General features: G+C 61.9%; 18 protein-coding genes. 10 read left to right on the forward strand and 8 right to left on the reverse strand.

Translation table 11 applies throughout. The annotated features are described in order from the left end of the window. The first annotated feature begins 56 nt into the window (after positions 1-56). Complete coding sequence (gene frc, locus CT676_RS17245; protein ID WP_085400627.1) at positions 57-1,334, forward strand: formyl-CoA transferase; 1,278 nt, start codon at positions 57-59, stop codon at positions 1,332-1,334. Positions 1,335-1,684: 350 nt separating this feature from the next. Beyond that, the gene (locus tag CT676_RS17250) at positions 1,685-2,962 is read left to right on the forward strand and encodes an MFS transporter (RefSeq protein ID WP_201266164.1); all 1,278 of its coding nucleotides are present in this window, start codon (positions 1,685-1,687) and stop codon (positions 2,960-2,962) included. A gap of 250 nt (positions 2,963-3,212) precedes the next feature. Here CT676_RS17250 and bioB read toward each other — a convergent pair whose 3' ends face one another. After that, positions 3,213-4,199 carry a biotin synthase BioB gene (gene bioB / locus CT676_RS17260; protein WP_085400626.1) on the reverse strand — a complete coding sequence of 329 codons (987 nt, stop codon included), beginning with the start codon at positions 4,197-4,199 and terminating at the stop codon, positions 3,213-3,215. Positions 4,200-4,503: 304 nt separating this feature from the next. On the opposite strand from bioB, the gene CT676_RS17265 reads away from it, so the two are divergent. Next, a complete protein-coding gene (locus CT676_RS17265; protein WP_063984522.1) occupies positions 4,504-4,686 on the forward strand; it encodes a hypothetical protein in 183 nt (60 codons plus the stop codon). Positions 4,687-4,892: 206 nt separating this feature from the next. On the opposite strand, the gene CT676_RS17270 is transcribed toward CT676_RS17265, so the two are convergent. The 3 genes from CT676_RS17270 to CT676_RS17280 all read right to left on the reverse strand — a co-directional run bounded on the left by CT676_RS17270 (position 4,893) and on the right by CT676_RS17280 (position 5,721). Next, the gene (locus tag CT676_RS17270) at positions 4,893-5,117 is read right to left on the reverse strand and encodes a hypothetical protein (RefSeq protein ID WP_028151477.1); all 225 of its coding nucleotides are present in this window, start codon (positions 5,115-5,117) and stop codon (positions 4,893-4,895) included. Positions 5,118-5,171: 54 nt separating this feature from the next. Then, complete coding sequence (locus tag CT676_RS17275; protein WP_063984523.1) at positions 5,172-5,414, reverse strand: hypothetical protein; 243 nt, start codon at positions 5,412-5,414, stop codon at positions 5,172-5,174. 97 nt (positions 5,415-5,511) lie between these two features. After that, positions 5,512-5,721 (reverse strand): cold-shock protein, encoded by a 210-nt coding sequence (locus tag CT676_RS17280; protein WP_028151479.1) that lies wholly within the window; start codon positions 5,719-5,721, stop codon positions 5,512-5,514. A gap of 554 nt (positions 5,722-6,275) precedes the next feature. Between CT676_RS17280 and CT676_RS17285 the strand changes: the two genes are divergently transcribed. Then, positions 6,276-6,965, forward strand: coding sequence for a hypothetical protein (locus CT676_RS17285; protein ID WP_085400676.1), 690 nt, complete (start codon positions 6,276-6,278; stop codon positions 6,963-6,965). A 152-nt stretch (positions 6,966-7,117) separates the two neighbouring features. Here the strand turns inward: CT676_RS17285 and CT676_RS17290 are convergent, their stop codons facing one another. Continuing rightward, positions 7,118-7,360, reverse strand: a complete 243-nt coding sequence (locus CT676_RS17290; protein ID WP_071917595.1) for a helix-turn-helix transcriptional regulator — start codon at positions 7,358-7,360, stop codon at positions 7,118-7,120. Between the two features lie 11 nt (positions 7,361-7,371). Further along, positions 7,372-7,938 (reverse strand): DUF2975 domain-containing protein, encoded by a 567-nt coding sequence (locus CT676_RS17295; protein ID WP_063984524.1) that lies wholly within the window; start codon positions 7,936-7,938, stop codon positions 7,372-7,374. 138 nt (positions 7,939-8,076) lie between these two features. Here CT676_RS17295 and CT676_RS17300 point away from each other — a divergent pair, with 138 nt between their 5' ends. Continuing rightward, the gene (locus tag CT676_RS17300; protein ID WP_071915551.1) at positions 8,077-8,514 is read left to right on the forward strand and encodes a DUF2147 domain-containing protein; all 438 of its coding nucleotides are present in this window, start codon (positions 8,077-8,079) and stop codon (positions 8,512-8,514) included. Between the two features lie 196 nt (positions 8,515-8,710). Next, a complete protein-coding gene (locus CT676_RS17305) occupies positions 8,711-9,154 on the forward strand; it encodes an SRPBCC family protein (RefSeq protein WP_085400624.1) in 444 nt (147 codons plus the stop codon). A gap of 169 nt (positions 9,155-9,323) precedes the next feature. On the opposite strand, the gene CT676_RS17310 is transcribed toward CT676_RS17305, so the two are convergent. Next, on the reverse strand, positions 9,324-10,655 hold the full coding sequence (locus CT676_RS17310; RefSeq protein WP_135215005.1) for an Hsp70 family protein: 1,332 nt from the start codon (positions 10,653-10,655) through the stop codon (positions 9,324-9,326). Between the two features lie 347 nt (positions 10,656-11,002). Between CT676_RS17310 and CT676_RS44060 the strand changes: the two genes are divergently transcribed. Beyond that, a complete protein-coding gene (locus CT676_RS44060; RefSeq protein ID WP_166098301.1) occupies positions 11,003-11,140 on the forward strand; it encodes a hypothetical protein in 138 nt (45 codons plus the stop codon). A gap of 245 nt (positions 11,141-11,385) precedes the next feature. After that, positions 11,386-12,678, forward strand: coding sequence for an oxalate/formate MFS antiporter (gene oxlT / locus CT676_RS17315; RefSeq protein WP_071915554.1), 1,293 nt, complete (start codon positions 11,386-11,388; stop codon positions 12,676-12,678). A gap of 36 nt (positions 12,679-12,714) precedes the next feature. Here oxlT (CT676_RS17315) and CT676_RS17320 read toward each other — a convergent pair whose 3' ends face one another. Beyond that, on the reverse strand, positions 12,715-12,951 hold the full coding sequence (locus CT676_RS17320; protein WP_135215006.1) for a hypothetical protein: 237 nt from the start codon (positions 12,949-12,951) through the stop codon (positions 12,715-12,717). On the opposite strand from CT676_RS17320, the gene oxlT (CT676_RS17325) reads away from it, so the two are divergent. Both oxlT (CT676_RS17325) and CT676_RS17330 read left to right on the forward strand, forming a co-directional pair. Further along, positions 12,938-14,275 (forward strand): oxalate/formate MFS antiporter, encoded by a 1,338-nt coding sequence (gene oxlT, locus CT676_RS17325; protein WP_135215007.1) that lies wholly within the window; start codon positions 12,938-12,940, stop codon positions 14,273-14,275. The two genes, CT676_RS17320 and oxlT (CT676_RS17325), sit on opposite strands and share 14 nt — an antisense overlap. A gap of 178 nt (positions 14,276-14,453) precedes the next feature. Next, a complete protein-coding gene (locus CT676_RS17330; RefSeq protein ID WP_063984529.1) occupies positions 14,454-14,882 on the forward strand; it encodes a CBS domain-containing protein in 429 nt (142 codons plus the stop codon). Positions 14,883-14,898: the final 16 nt, after the last annotated feature.

Raw genomic sequence — 14,898 nt, forward strand, 5'->3', positions numbered from 1 at the left:
TCAACCCTTAATTCCCTGCGGTTTGCGGGGGCAGACAGAGTATACGGAGCAACACGATGACCAAAGCGCTCAAGGGCGTTCGCATTCTCGACTTCACCCACGTCCAGTCCGGACCGACCTGCACGCAGCTGCTGGCATGGTTCGGCGCCGACGTGATCAAGGTGGAACGTCCGGGCGTGGGCGACATCACCCGCGGCCAGCTGCAGGACATCCCGAACGTGGACAGCCTGTATTTCACCATGCTCAACCACAACAAGCGCTCGATCACGCTCGACACCAAGAACCCCAAGGGCAAGGAAGTCCTCACCGAGCTGATCAAGAAGTGCGACGTGCTGGTCGAAAACTTCGGCCCCGGCGTGCTCGACCGCATGGGCTTCCCCTGGGAGAAGATCCAGGCGATCAACCCGAAGATGATCGTCGCCTCGATCAAGGGCTTTGGCCCTGGCCCCTACGAAGACTGCAAGGTCTATGAGAACGTCGCGCAGTGCACCGGCGGCGCCGCCTCGACCACCGGCTTCCGCGACGGCCTGCCGCTCGTCACCGGCGCGCAGATCGGCGACAGCGGCACCGGCCTGCACCTGGCGCTCGGCATCGTCACCGCGCTCTATCAGCGCACGCATTCGGGCAAGGGCCAGAAGGTCACCGCCGCGATGCAGGACGGCGTGCTCAACCTCGCCCGCGTCAAGCTGCGCGACCAGCAGCGCCTCGCGCATGGTCCGCTCAAGGAATACAGCCAGTTCGGCGAAGGCATTCCGTTCGGCGACGCCGTGCCGCGCGCCGGCAACGATTCCGGCGGTGGCCAGCCCGGCCGCATCCTGAAGTGCAAGGGCTGGGAGACCGATCCTAACGCCTACATCTACTTCATCACCCAGGCCCCGGTCTGGGAGAAGATCTGCGACGTGATCGGCGAGCCCACCTGGAAGACCGATCCGAACTACTCCAAGCCGGCCGTCCGCCTGCCGCGCCTCAACGAGATCTTCGCCCGCATCGAACAGTGGACGATGACCAAGACCAAGTTCGAGGCGATGGAAATCCTCAACAAGGACGACATCCCCTGCGGCCCGATCCTGTCGATGAAGGAGATCGCCGAGGACCAGTCGCTGCGCGCCACCGGCACCGTGGTCGAGGTCGATCACCCGACCCGCGGCAAGTACATCTCGGTCGGCAATCCGATCAAGCTGTCGGATAGCCCGAGCGAGGTGGAGCGCTCCCCGCTGCTCGGCGAGCACACCGACGAGATCCTGCGCAGCGTGCTCGGCTTCAGCGATCACCAGGTCGCCGACATCCACAAGTCCGGCGCGCTCGAGCCGCCGCAGAAGCAGGCCGCTGAGTAAGCCGCACCACGTTGAACGAGACGAAAGGGCCGCCCGAAGGGGCGGCCCTTTTTGCTTCAGAAGACCGTGCGGTCGCGGCTGTGACTAAAAAATGGAAAAACAACCCCATGCACAGTAGCTAACCTGTTGGCTTTAAACGATTTCGTATTTCACGAAACCTCTTTTGACACGTCGGGCAAAACAGGGGTATTATGCCATCATCCGAAAAGTGAATGTTTTGCGCGGCGACGAGCACTTCGCAGCACGATCGAGGTGATTATCTCGAGACAAAAGGCCGCCGGTTTCGTCGGCGAGCTCCGGCATAGCCTTCGGCTTTTTCAGAAAATTCATTTCATCGAAGGGATTTGGCCATGCTTGCTGAATTCATCGCACGGCATGCGGCAGCGCGAAACATCCATTACGGCTGGGTGATGGCTGCACTGGGATTTCTCTATTCGCTATTTGCAAGCTCGGCGCTCGGCGTGCCCAGCGTCCTGATGCGGGAGATCGCTTCTGACATCGGCGTCAGCATGAGCGAGTTGTCTGCATCGCAAGGACTTCGCTTCGCGCTGTTCGGACTGGCGGCGCCGTTCGCCGGCGGCTTGATGCTCCGCTACGGTCCGCGGATGATGCTGTCGATCGCCGGAACGCTGGCGCTGGCCGGACCGCTGCTGACGATCGTCATGACGAACCGGTTCGAAATGTGGCTCGGCCTCGGGCTTATTCTCGGCATCGCGCCGGGGCTCACGGCCCTGCAACTTGCCGCGGTCATCTCGGTACGCTGGTTCACGACCCATCGGGGATTGGTGGTCGGCCTCCCGAACGGATCAATCGCAACCGGCACTTTGATCTTCATGCCGCTGGGCGCGTGGATCGCCGAGAATTGGGGCTGGCGCGTCGCGCTTGTTCCGTCCGGATTCGGTCTTCTCGTCTCGCTCGTCCTCTTTCTGCTGCTCGGGAAGGACCGCCCCCAGGAATTGGGGCTGGCGCCACTCGGAGAGACGGCGATGCCGCCGGTGCCCGCAATTCCCGCGCAGAACTTTGCGGCAATCAGTTTCCGGGGCCTGCGCCTGGCATCAACCCGTCTGGTGTTCTGGGTGCTGGCGCTGACGTTCCTCATCTGCGGTGTATCCAGCTACGGGCTGACATCGACACACTTCGTGCCATTCTGCGGCGATCTCGGCTTGCCGGTCGTGACATCAGCAGGTTTGCTCGCCATGATCGGGGTGTTCGATCTGATCGGTACGATCGGATCGGGATTGCTGTCCGACCGCTACGACAACCGATGGCTGCTGGCGATCTATTACGGCTTTCGCGGACTTGCGTTGATCTGGCTCGTGGAGTCCAACGCAACGTTGGGAGCGATGAGCGCGTTCGCGATACTCTACGGCCTGGATTTCATCGCGACTGTTCCGCCTACGGTGAAGTTGACGGTCGGTACGTTTGGGCGGGAGATGGGGCCGGTGGTCTTCGGCTGGATTTTTGCCGCCCACCAGCTCGGCGTTGGCCTGATGGCATTTGCCGCGGGCGTCAGCAGAGATACGCTAGGGACTTATGTGCCGGCGTTTCTTCTCGCCGGGCTCCTCTGCCTTTTGGCCGCTGCAGCCTTTGCGCTGGTGAAGGATCCGGCGGTTCCGGCTCCCGCATAACGGACCTCTCTCGCCCCGCCGCAGAAGCAGGCTGCTGAGTAAGCGGGACCATCAGAGAAGACGAAGGGCCGCCGATTTCGGCGGCCTTTCTTTGTCTGGCGTTGGCTAGAGTCTTTCCCGTTCCGATGGAATCGGAACGGGGCTCTAGATTCTTGTTTTGATGCGTTTTCTTGACGCGAACCGGCATCCACTTCGCTCGAAAACGCTCTAATCCGGAAAGCGCACAGTGGCTTTCCAGAGGGATCACGCTTCAGAGCGCCTCCAGTCCGAGCCGGCGGAACAACTTTCGATCGGCTTCGTCCTGCGGATTGCCCGCCGTCAGCAGCGTGTCGCCGACAAAGATCGAGTTTGCGCCGGCAAAGAAGCACAGCGCCTGCATCTCGTCGGTCATCGCCGACCGCCCCGCCGAGAGTCGCACGAATGAGGCCGGCATCATGATACGCGCCAGCGCGACAATGCGCACGAACTCGATCGGACCTATCGGCGTCGCCTTCGCCATCGGCGTTCCCGGAATCGGGATCAGCATGTTGATCGGCACGCTCTCCGGCGCTTCCGGGAGGTTGGCGAGCGTGACCAGCATGTCGACGCGGTCCTGTTCGCTCTCACCCATGCCGAGAATTCCGCCGCAGCACACTTTCATGCCGGCCTCGCGGACATGCTCCAGCGTATCGAGACGATCGGCGAACGTGCGGGTGGAGGTAACGCTCGGATAGAAGCGCTCCGAGGTATCGATATTGTGATTGTAGTAATCAAGCCCGGCAGCACTCAGCCGGTCGGCCTGATCCCGGTCGAGCATGCCGAGCGTCATACAGGTCTCGAGCCCGAGCTCCTTCACGGCTCCGACGACCTCGACAATGGCATCCATGTCGCGCGGCTTCGGATTGCGCCAGGCCGCGCCCATGCAATAACGCGTCGCGCCGCTGTCTTTTGCCTTGCGTGCCTCGGCAACGATCTTCCCGACCTCCATCAACTTGGAGGCTGCAAGAGCGGTCGCATGATGCGACGACTGGCTGCAGTAGCCGCAGTCTTCCGGACAACCACCTGTCTTGATGTTCAGCAGCCGGCTCAACTGCACGCGATTTGGGTCAAAATGCTCCCGATGTACGGATTGTGAACGGAAGAGCAGATCGTTGAAGGGAAGCTGGTAAGCCGCCCATGCATCTTCACCGGTCCATCTTTGAGACCTTTGCGGCCTTTCCTTCGCGGGGATTGTCTCCCCGTCGTTCACACCGAGCATTACACATCTCCTGACATTGCGGCGGGACAATCGCACTATCGCAAACCTGGCGCCAGTCCGCAGGGTCCTTGGAACAAAAGCGGCGGCGTGCCATTGTTGTCTAAGCCGGCGTGCTATCCCGACGTACGAGCAACGCAGCCGCCAAGGCGAGTGACTGAAACACATCGCAAAAGCATCTGCGCAACGCTGCAGAATTGGCCTTCTTCTCGCCCCGAAAGGTAGCAAGCCTACGCACAGCGTTTGCGGTGGGAGGCGTCGGCCAGCACCTGTCCTGTCACAGCTTGTTGATCAAAACGAGGTCGAAATGTTGAGAGATCAATCCTCGGATCGGGCCAAGCGTGAAGCCAACAAGGCGTTCAAGCCTGTCAAAACGCAGAAGCCGATCAATGACTATGCGAAGGACCAGCACTCCTTCAACGAGAATCGCGAGCGGCTGAAAGCGGAGCGACTGGCCCGCGAGGCCGAGCCGAAGGACCGCTCTGAATAGGACGCGTTCCCTGCCGGGTCACGATGTTGCATCCGCGCGATGAAGGCTGGCGCTGAGCGCGTCGCGTCGAAATCGACGCCTGACCGAAAGCGCGATGAGATCGGAATGAATCGTCAACGCGCTTTAGGTTATTGTTTGAGCATGATCTTTTCGGAAAACCGCTTCGCACTTTGCGCTAACGCGGCCCTTCGGGTCCGGGTCATGCTTTAGAGCATCGAAAGCACGACGATCCCGTCTTCGAGCTCCCCGGAGGCCAATCGGCTCCGCGCGATGCGCTCGAATTCCGTCCGGTATTTCTGAAGATAGCTGAAGGCCTGCTTCTGCGTCTGGAACGTGGTCGCAAGGCGGCACATCTGCCGGCCTGCGCCAAGCGCGAGAAAGAAGGTGATTGTGCCGCCGCTGTCCGACTTGATCCTAGGCACGATCCGCACTCTTTGGCATGTGACCGGCCCTCTCCAGATTTTCGTCGACGCAGTTGAATTCGACTATCGCGTCAGCTTTCTCTTGCGCTTCGTCAGGGTTGGTGCCGGCAGCGATGCTTGAAGAGTTGCGTCGGCCGCTTCCTTGGCTTCGCGCAGTTCGCGAAGCCGCGCCATGTTCTTGCGAACATCGACGGCCTGTCTCTCGACGTCCGCCATTGCCCGCGTTCCCTCCTCGGCAGCCAAACGCTGACGGTTGGTACGCGCAATGCTTTGGGGTGACGGTTCAGCCGACTTCTTGCCGCTCATGCTTCACCCACTCCCGCAACGGACAAAACCCGCTCAATCCCTGGGATCGAGCGGGCAGCGTGGCCGTTTCAGTACATCCGTGAAACGGCGCAGGATCTTAGGCCAGCGATAGATTCTCTGCGCTGACCTTGCCTCGCATCTTGTCGGTCTTGGCCTCGAAGTTGACCTTCTGGCCCTCGGCGAGACCTGAGAGACCAGCCCGCTCGACTGCGCTGATGTGAACGAACACATCGTTGCCGCCGTCGTCGGGCTGAATGAATCCAAAGCCCTTTTGGCCGTTGAACCACTTCACGGTACCTGTCGTCATTATTCTTCTCCAAAGCGCATACGCGCACATTCCGCGTGACACTCACGCAGAACCAGATTCAATTCGTCGATGTCTCTGGAAAAGGAGCCCGCGGGCGCATTCAACAAGGCACAGCGGCTGAACGAACAGCACCAACGTATACCTCATCGGCGCCAGTTGCAAGGCTTGGCGGGATTTAATGCCTCATGGGCTTCGGCGGAACAATTCGGACTTTGCGAATTCAGGCCCGAAAGGCGCCTGAGGCAAGGTGAGTTGCGCGTTCGCAGCCGCGATTTAGTGTCGGCTAACTGTGCTGGCCCGAGAGCGTCGATGCGATGCCGCGCTATCGAGCGCACACCGTACGCCGCCGGCAAGTTGCTCGCGGAAGACCCGCACCACTCTCCCTCCAGCCAATCGACTGTGTGCACCGAAAGACTGCCAAGCTCCACACGTGCCGGCTCCGCCCCGAAGGGATAGCAGATCACACCTGACAGTACGGGGTCGGATTGGAAGCGTGAACGACTTGCTTCCTCCGTTGGCGTCAAGGCAAAGTGCTGGAAAACAGGGAGGTCAGCATGTCACTGCTTGGCAAGGCCGCCGTCGCGATGTGGTGGAGCGTCCGCCCCGAGCAGCGCGCGGAGTTCGGCGACTGGCATTCCCACGAACATTTTCCCGAGCGGATGAGCATTCCCGGCTTCCGGCGCGGATCGCGCTGGACCAGCACGACGGACACTGACGGCTTCTTCGTGCTGTACGAGCTGGAGCGGTACGAGGTGCTCACGTCGAAGGGATATCTCGACCGGCTCAACGCGCCGACGCCGTGGTCGACCAAGATGATGCCGCACCATCTCGGCATGGTGCGCAGCCAGTGCCGCGTCGCCGCCAGCTTTGGCGGTGGCGTCGCGACCTCGCTCGCCACCGTCCGGCTTTCGCCGGAGGCCGGGCGCGAGGTGGAGTTGCAGACACATCTCTCGGAGACGCTCGGCACATTGGCGCAGATGCGGGGACTGACGGGCGCGCACCTCCTCCTGACCGACACGCCCCGGACCAGCTCGCCCACCACCGAGCAGCAGATCCGCGGCAAGGACGGCGCCGCCGACTGGATCATGCTGCTGTCGGGTTACGATGCCGACGCGATCGAGCAGGTGACCGCCGACCGACTTTCGCCGGCGGCGCTTGGCGCTCTGGGCGCGCAGGACAATCCGACGATCGGCCGCTACCGGCTCGCCTTCACGATGACGCCGCAGGATGTGGCAACGATCTGACGGATCGGTCGTCCGGCCGGCCGCGAGGTAGATCTCGCACCAGGCGAGCTCGATTCAATTGAGCGCGCAAACGGCCAACCGTTGCACATGGGGGATGTGTTTCAGGTTCTCGCGTGCAGCACGAAGGCGGACAAGGCTCGCCAGGTGTGAGCTCAGCTCCCCTCGCCTGCATCCTCATCGCTGCCCTCCTCGCCTGCGACATATTCGAGGATGTCTCCGGGCTGACAATCGAGCTCGCGGCAGATCGCGGCCAGGGTCGAGAAGCGCATCGCCCTCGCCTTGCCCGTTTTCAGGACCGACAGGTTCTGGATGGAAATGCCGATTGCGTCGGCGAGGTCCCCGAGGCGGCGCTTCCGCTTCGCAAGCATGACATCGAGGTTCACGACGATCGGCACAAGCATTCACCTCAGATCGTCAGCTCGTTTTCGGACTGCAGCAGGATGGCGTGCTCGATGACGAATTTCAGCGCCATCAGGAACATCCCGCCCGCGATCGTGCCGATGTCGACGTTGTAGGACGGCAGGAAGAACTTGACGTCGCCGATCTCGTGCAAGGCATAAGCCACCGCGTTGCTGGTGATCAGGTCGATGAACGGCCAGATCACCAGAATGATCCCCATCCACCACACGCCCTGAAGCGTCTCGGACGCGAAGATCCGGCCGCGTGCGAATCGGTGCACCATACGGTGCAGGATGCCGATCAACACGGCGAAGAACGAGAGCTGAAGCGCAAATAGCGTCCAGAACAACAGCTGTCCCGGGCGCGACATCTCGAGTGGATTGGCGACAAGGCCTGCGCATTTCACCTGGTCGGGCCCAAGGCTCGCCGCGATCGAGGCGGAGGCGGTCGTGCTCCGGAGATAGGCGAGCCACACCACCACCGGCAGTGCCGCCCAGATCGCCCAGAACGCAAGATCGAGACGCCGGAACCAGCTCTGCCGGGCCTCACGTACCGATATCTCCACCACACCCATCTACAAGCACTCCGCAATTTCCAGGCAACCACCCACCCCCAATATGCATGTTCCGCGCGATTGACTCAACCTTAAGCGCGATATATTGATCGTTTATCATGAAATATTTCATGACAATTGATCCAATATGGAGCCCCCATGCGTTCCACCCTCGTCCGGCACCTGCTCGCAGCGCTGTTGTCCATCTCCCCGCTTGGAAACGCCGAAGCCGCAACGGCCAGCGGTCCCGCCGGCGTCTGGCTGACACAGTCGGGCGACGCGAGGATCAAGGTGAGCCGTTGCGGCAATGCGCTATGCGGCCGGGTCGTCTGGCTGAAGGAGCCGATCGATAAGAAGACGGGCAAGGCGCAGCTCGACGACCATAACGCCGATCCTGCATTGCGCGCCCGGAAGATCGTCGGCATCTCCCTGTTCATCGACATGCAGGCGGCCGGCGCCAATCAATGGTCGGGCAGGATCTACAATGCCGACGACGGAAAGACCTATGCGAGCACCGTCACCTTGCTGCCATCCGGCAGTCTCAACGTCCGGGGCTGCATGGGAACGTTGTGCGCGGGTGAAGACTGGACGCGGTGAGCGGCAAACCGATCCAAAACAACGTCCAAGATAAGTTCCAAGACGACAACAAAAACAGCATCAAGGGCCGCCGGTTTCGGCGGCCCCCGTTTATCTGCAACGCCATGTCGGATCGGCGGCATCCCGGTCGTCCTTGAGACATGAATGGGCCGTAGACGCCAAGGTCGGACCCATCGATGCAAGAGGATGAAGGAACATGCCCAGCACTGTACGTCTGCACCGCGTTCTCTCGACCAGTCCGGAGAAAGTCTATCGCGCCTTCCTCGAGGCGGATGCGCTGGCGAAATGGCTTCCGCCGAACGGCTTTACCTGCACCGTCCATCACCTCGAGCCCAAGGTCGGGGGCACGTTCAAGATGTCGTTCCGGAATTTCACGACGGGCAACAGCCACGCCTTCGGCGGCGAATATCTCGAGCTCGTCCCCGGCGAACGTCTCCGCTACACCGACAAGTTCGACGACCCAAATCTACCCGGCGAAATCCAGGTGACCGTGATGCTGAAGAAGGTCTCGGTCGGCACCGAGGTCGACATCACCCAGGCCGGCATCCCTGACGTCATCCCGCCCGAGGCCTGCTATCTCGGCTGGCAGGAATCGCTGCGAAGCCTCGCAAGGCTCGTGGAGCCGGAGATCAATCAGTAGCGGCGAAATCAGTATCGTAGGGTGGGCAAAGCGCAGCGTGCCCACCGATGCTCTCTCAACCTCGGAAAGATGGTGGGCACGGCGCTCCGCGCCATTGCCCACCCTACGGCACTGATGACAGCTCTCCGTCGTCATTGCGAGCAGCCAAGCAATGGCGGCTGTTGCTGGGCTACGCGCCCGCCTTCGGCGTAATCCCACCGCTTGCGGTCCATCGATCGGGGTCGGGGCTGTGTCCGATCAGCGCAAGGCCGTAGGCGATCGACTCGAACTGGTCGCCCGACATCAGCCGTTCGTTACCGAACCGCTCGGCAAACAGCTTTCTGACGGCCGGAACGAAGGAAGTCCCGCCGGTCAAGAACACCTTCTCCACCTCGCGCGCGGTGATGCCCGCTTCGCTTAGCACCTTGTCGACGGTGGCACCCAGCCGGGCGATGTCGTCGGCAATCCAGGATTCAAAATTCTTCCGTGTGATGGTCGCACCGATGTCGACGCCGCCCCCCTTGAAGCGGAAGTCCACCTCGTCCCGCGCCGACAGCGCGACCTTGGCGTCGGATACCGCGCGGTAGAGCGAAAAGCCGAGGTCGAGATCGACGATGGTGATGAAATCTTCAAGGAGCTTCGGCTTCAGCGCGCTGCGCGCAAGCTCCCGAAGCTCGCGCAGATCGCCATTGCTCTTCATCATCGCGAGCTGATGCCAGCGCGCGAGGTTGGTGTAGTGGCCGGTGGGGACCGGCAGCACCTTGTCGAACGAGCGGAAGCTGGAGCCTTTTCCCAGCCGCGGCGAGACGACGTGGTCGACGATGCGGTAATCGAAGGTGTCGCCGGCAATGCCGATGCCGGCGTGTCCAAGCGGCTCGGCGCGCAAGGCTCCTCCCGCGCGCGAAAAGCGCATCACCGAGAAATCGCTGGTGCCGCCGCCGAAATCCGCAACCAGCAGGGTGGCATCACGCTCCAGCCGTCGGGCGAAGGAGAACGCCGCGCCCACGGGCTCGTAGACATAGCGCGCGTGGCCGGCGCCGAGGCGTTCGAACGCGGCCCGATAGCGCTGCATCGCCAGCGCTTCGTCGGGATTGCCGCCGGCGAACCGCACCGGGCGGCCGACTGTGATGTTGGACGTCTCGAAGCCGAACTTTTCGCCGCCATGGCGCGCCAGCGTGCGCAGGAACGCCGCCAGAATGTCCTCGAACTTGAAGCGCTGCCGAAACACTTGCGTGGTGTTGAAGCTGGAGCTCGCCGCAAACGTCTTGAACGACTGCAGGAAGCGGTAGACGTGGCGGCCTTCGAGGAACGTCTCGATGGCCCATGGACCGCCTTCGGCCTGGGCGCCGGCGCCCGGCCGATCCTCCCAGAAGCACAGCGCCGAGACGTAGACGCTGTGGCGCTGGCCGCCGTGATCGAAGCGGATGGCCTCGACCCGGCGATCGTCCGCCGCGATCGCGACGACCGTGTTGCTGGTCCCAAAATCGATGCCGATCGAGACGGCGGGCGAGGCGCTCGACATGAACCACTCTGACAGTTGATTGGAAAAGGGGGCAGACCACTAACGGCTTTGGCTGGGCCTGCCAAGACCTTGAATGTTGCGGTGCGGTTGGATTTGGAACCCGCGCGCCGCTCTGTCCGCGCTCTTTTGCCTCCGTAATGGGGGCCTTTTGGGGCCGATCTCGCAATTCCAGCAGCCCGGCTGGCAATTTTGAGCTCGGTTCGGTCCCTTTAACGGATCACTATGCTGCAATGCGGGAGCATGCATGCTGCTATGCAATGGCATGCATGGACACTGGCATCTGGTATACGTAGATTGCCCTTCGAAATGAGACAGCATCACTGACCGTCTCGAGAAAGGGAATTCAGATGTCCAAGACCGCTTCCGTCGCGCTCGCCCCCTCCGCCTCGCTGTTCACCCGCTTCCTGGCCGCAGTCGATCGCTTCCTGATGGCGAGCGCCGAGATTTCGAATCACAACGGCGACCTGCCCCGCTTCGGCCTGTAAGCAGCGCCTCCCGCGCGGCAAGCGCGACGCGCCGGTTTCAGAACCGTCCACATACTACTTTTGATGAATGGCCCCGCAGGACGGGGCCATTTCTATTTGCGTTGTCCCGAGTCACAGCCGCAACCGATGAAGGTCCTGCGGCATTTGCGCACGGTGATCGGACCAGCGCTTGAACCTTGGCATAATGAATACAAGAATGCCCCTCCAGCGCTCGTAGAAAAATTAGAGGCGCCACGGGAGGCTTTATGACGGACATGGTGCAGGCAACGGTTCCAACCGCCGCGCGGGTTAGCGACACGTATCGCTGGACGCAATTGGCGGTCGGTGTAGCGGCGATGGTGATGATCGCCAATTATCAATACGGCTGGACGTTCTTCGTCCCCGACATCCAGAAAAAGTTCGGCTGGGATCGCGCCTCGATCCAATGGGCCTTTACGCTCTTCGTACTGTTCGAGACATGGCTGGTGCCGGTCGAAGGATGGTTCGTCGACAAATACGGCCCGCGCATCGTCGTGCTCGTCGGCGGCGTGCTCTGCGCCATCGGTTGGGCGATCAATGCGCAAGCCACCACGCTCAACGGCTTCTATCTCGGCATGATCATCGCGGGCATCGGCGCCGGCGGCGTCTACGGCACCTGCGTCGGCAATGCGCTGAAATGGTTTCCCGACAAGCGCGGTCTTGCTGCCGGCATCACGGCGGCCGGTTTCGGCGCGGGCTCCGCGCTCACGGTTGCGCCGATTCAGGCCATGATCAAGGACAGCGGATTCCAGACCACCTTCCTGTATTTCGGGCTCGGCCAGGGCATCATCATCTGCATCCTCGCCTTCTTCCTCTACGCGCCGAAGGCCGGACAGGTGCCTCCCGTTGTGCAGAACGCTGCGTTGCAACAGACCCGCCGCAACTATCAGCCGACCGAAGTGCTGCGCCAGCCGATCTTCTGGCTGATGTACTTCATGTTCGTGATCGTCGGCGCCGGCGGCCTGATGGTGACGGCGAACCTGAAGCCGATCGCAGTCGACTGGAAGGTCGACAGCGTTCCGGTGACGCTGATGGCGGTGACGATGACCGCGGTGACGTTCGCAGCCACGATCGACCGCGTGCTCAACGGTCTGACGCGTCCGTTCTTCGGCTGGATCTCCGACATGATCGGCCGCGAGAACACGATGTTCATCGCCTTCGGCATGGAAGGCTTCGGCATCTGGATGCTCTACCTCTGGGGACACGACCCGCTCTGGTTCGTGTTGCTGTCGGGCTTCGTGTTCTTCGCCTGGGGTGAGATCTACTCGCTGTTCCCCTCGACCTGCACCGACACGTTCGGCGCCAAGTTCGCGACCACCAATGCGGGCCTGCTCTACACCGCAAAGGGCACCGCCGCGCTGCTTGTCCCGATCGCCAACTACATGCAGCAATCGTCGGGCACGTGGGACAGCGTGTTCATCATCGCGGCCGGCGCCAACATCCTGGCTTCGCTGCTGGCGATCATGGTGCTCAAGCCCTGGCGCAAGGTCGTGGTCGCGAAATCGACCGCCGCCGCCTGACGCACTCCACCACTCCTTCAAGCACGACGCCCGGCCTCACGGCCGGGCGTTTTCGTTTTTGCAGAACCCGCCTTGGCTACCGCTGACGTGAAGGAACCGCGCACTTTTCTTGCGCTGCGTCACAAGATTGGGCTTGCCTTCTGGAATATGGTATACCAATGTCCCCGCTGCGCTTGCGACGATAAGCCACAATATTTGCGACACTGGGTCATCTTGCAATCCCAGGTCGCATTCAATCAGGCGCGTTGGGAGGTTATTGATGATTTCCAGCACGGACGGCGCCGTCACAGCTGCGCCTCTTCGCACCGGTTTCCGTTGGTTCCAGCTCGCCATGGGCATCGTCTGCATGGCGATGATCGCCAATCTGCAATACGGCTGGACGTTGTTCGTCGATCCGATTGACGCCAAGTATCATTGGGGCCGCGCGGCGATCCAGCTCGCTTTCACCATCTTCGTCGTCACCGAGACCTGGCTGGTGCCGATCGAGGCCTGGTTCGTCGACAAATACGGTCCGCGCATCGTCGTCATGTTCGGCGGCGCCATGATCGCGCTGTCCTGGGTGCTCAACTCCTACGCTGACTCGCTCGCCCTGCTTTACGCCGCCGCGGTCGTCGGCGGCATGGGCGCCGGCGCGGTGTACGGCACCTGCGTCGGCAACGCGCTGAAATGGTTTCCCGATCGCCGCGGCCTCGCCGCCGGTGCGACCGCCGCCGGCTTCGGCGCGGGCGCCGCGCTCACCATTGTGCCGATCGCGACCATGATCGTAACGAGCGGCTACCAGCACGCGTTCCTCACCTTCGGCATCGGCCAGGGCCTGATCGTGTTCGTGCTCGCCTTCTTCATCCAGCCGCCGCGGATCTCCATCCCGCCGAAGAAGAAGCAGCTCAATCTGCCGCAGACCAAGATCGACTTCACCCCGCCGCAGGTGCTGCGCACCCCTATTTTCTGGGTGATGTATCTCGTTTTCGTCATGGTCGCCTCCGGCGGCCTGATGACCGCGGCACAGATCGGCCCGATCGCGCACGACTTCAAGATCGCCGACACGCCGGTGACGCTCGCGGGCTTCCAGATGGCGGCATTGACGTTCGCGATCTCGCTCGACCGCATCTTCGACGGTTTCGGACGTCCCTTCTTCGGCTGGGTCTCCGACACGATCGGCCGCGAGCACACCATGTTCATCGCGTTCGGCACCGCGGCGGTGATGCTGCTGACGCTGTCGGCCTATGGAAACATCCCGATCGTGTTCGTGCTCGCGACCGCGGTGTACTTCGGCGTGTTCGGCGAAATCTACTCGCTGTTCCCCGCCACCTGCGGCGACACGTTCGGCTCGAAATACGCAACCACCAACAACGGCATGCTCTACACCGCGAAAGGCACGGCATCCCTGCTCGTCCCGCTCGCCAGCGTGATCTCGGCAACGTACGGCTGGAAGGCCGTGTTCGTGGTCGCAGTGGCGCTGAACGCGACGGCGGCGCTGACGGCGCTGTTCGTGATCAAGCCGCTGCGCCGCTCCTTCATCCTCGGCAAGGAAGCCGAGAGCGCCAACGCCGCGACCGACACCGCCAAGACCGGCAACGCCAAGACCGAGACAGCGTAGCGACCACACGCCTTTCAATCGGTCGAAAGGGGCGCAGCGATGCGCCCCTTTTCCTTTTGGCACGATGACAAACGTCAGTATTGCTGCCGCAAGAATTTTCGGATCAGCCAAATCGAATGCTTGACGATTGGCATTATGTATACCACACTTCCCCTGTCATTCACCTAGGGAGGTTGCAATGCTGGTCGGAGACATTCTGCGCAAGAAGACACCGCGCGTTGTCACGGTGCGAATGAACGAAACGGTGGGTATCGCCGCCAAGCTGATGCGCGCCAACAATATCAGCGCGCTGGTGGTCAAGGACGTGGTCCGCTCCGAAGGCAACACCGCGGTCGGCATGTTCACCGAGCGCGACGTGGTGCGCGCCGTCGCCGAGCATGGTGCCAACGCCATCAACGTCAAGGTCTCGCAGCTCGTGTCGGTGCAGCAGCTGGTGTCCTGCAGCTCCTCAGACACGATCGAGCACGTCCGGCATCTGATGAACCGCAATCACATCCGTCACCTGCCGGTCATCGACGATTACAGCCTCGTCTCCGTCATCAGCATGCGCGACATTGCTGCTGCCGTTGACGAAGCGATCAACGGCTCGCCGCAAGCAGCAGCTTAAAGCGTCACACTTCCCC

It is taken from the genome of Bradyrhizobium sp. MOS001, from assembly GCF_004634465.1.
GTDB lineage: Bacteria > Pseudomonadota > Alphaproteobacteria > Rhizobiales > Xanthobacteraceae > Bradyrhizobium > Bradyrhizobium barranii.

Excerpts from the sequence above, each read along its gene's own strand:
- CT676_RS17285 (WP_085400676.1), top strand. The coding sequence starts at position 6,276 with ATGTCACTGCTTGGCAAGGCCGCCGTCGCGATGTGGTGGAGCGTCCGC.
- CT676_RS17250 (WP_201266164.1), top strand. The coding sequence starts at position 1,685 with ATGCTTGCTGAATTCATCGCACGGCATGCGGCAGCGCGAAACATCCAT.
- CT676_RS17330 (WP_063984529.1), top strand. The coding sequence starts at position 14,454 with ATGCTGGTCGGAGACATTCTGCGCAAGAAGACACCGCGCGTTGTCACG.
- CT676_RS17305 (WP_085400624.1), top strand. The coding sequence starts at position 8,711 with ATGCCCAGCACTGTACGTCTGCACCGCGTTCTCTCGACCAGTCCGGAG.
- CT676_RS17300 (WP_071915551.1), top strand. The coding sequence starts at position 8,077 with ATGCGTTCCACCCTCGTCCGGCACCTGCTCGCAGCGCTGTTGTCCATC.
- CT676_RS17275 (WP_063984523.1), bottom strand. The coding sequence starts at position 5,414 with ATGAGCGGCAAGAAGTCGGCTGAACCGTCACCCCAAAGCATTGCGCGT.
- frc (WP_085400627.1), top strand. The coding sequence starts at position 57 with ATGACCAAAGCGCTCAAGGGCGTTCGCATTCTCGACTTCACCCACGTC.
- CT676_RS44060 (WP_166098301.1), top strand. The coding sequence starts at position 11,003 with ATGTCCAAGACCGCTTCCGTCGCGCTCGCCCCCTCCGCCTCGCTGTTC.
- bioB (WP_085400626.1), bottom strand. The coding sequence starts at position 4,199 with ATGCTCGGTGTGAACGACGGGGAGACAATCCCCGCGAAGGAAAGGCCG.
- CT676_RS17310 (WP_135215005.1), bottom strand. The coding sequence starts at position 10,655 with ATGTCGAGCGCCTCGCCCGCCGTCTCGATCGGCATCGATTTTGGGACC.
- CT676_RS17280 (WP_028151479.1), bottom strand. The coding sequence starts at position 5,721 with ATGACGACAGGTACCGTGAAGTGGTTCAACGGCCAAAAGGGCTTTGGA.
- oxlT (WP_071915554.1), top strand. The coding sequence starts at position 11,386 with ATGACGGACATGGTGCAGGCAACGGTTCCAACCGCCGCGCGGGTTAGC.
- oxlT (WP_135215007.1), top strand. The coding sequence starts at position 12,938 with ATGATTTCCAGCACGGACGGCGCCGTCACAGCTGCGCCTCTTCGCACC.
- CT676_RS17295 (WP_063984524.1), bottom strand. The coding sequence starts at position 7,938 with ATGGGTGTGGTGGAGATATCGGTACGTGAGGCCCGGCAGAGCTGGTTC.
- CT676_RS17265 (WP_063984522.1), top strand. The coding sequence starts at position 4,504 with ATGTTGAGAGATCAATCCTCGGATCGGGCCAAGCGTGAAGCCAACAAG.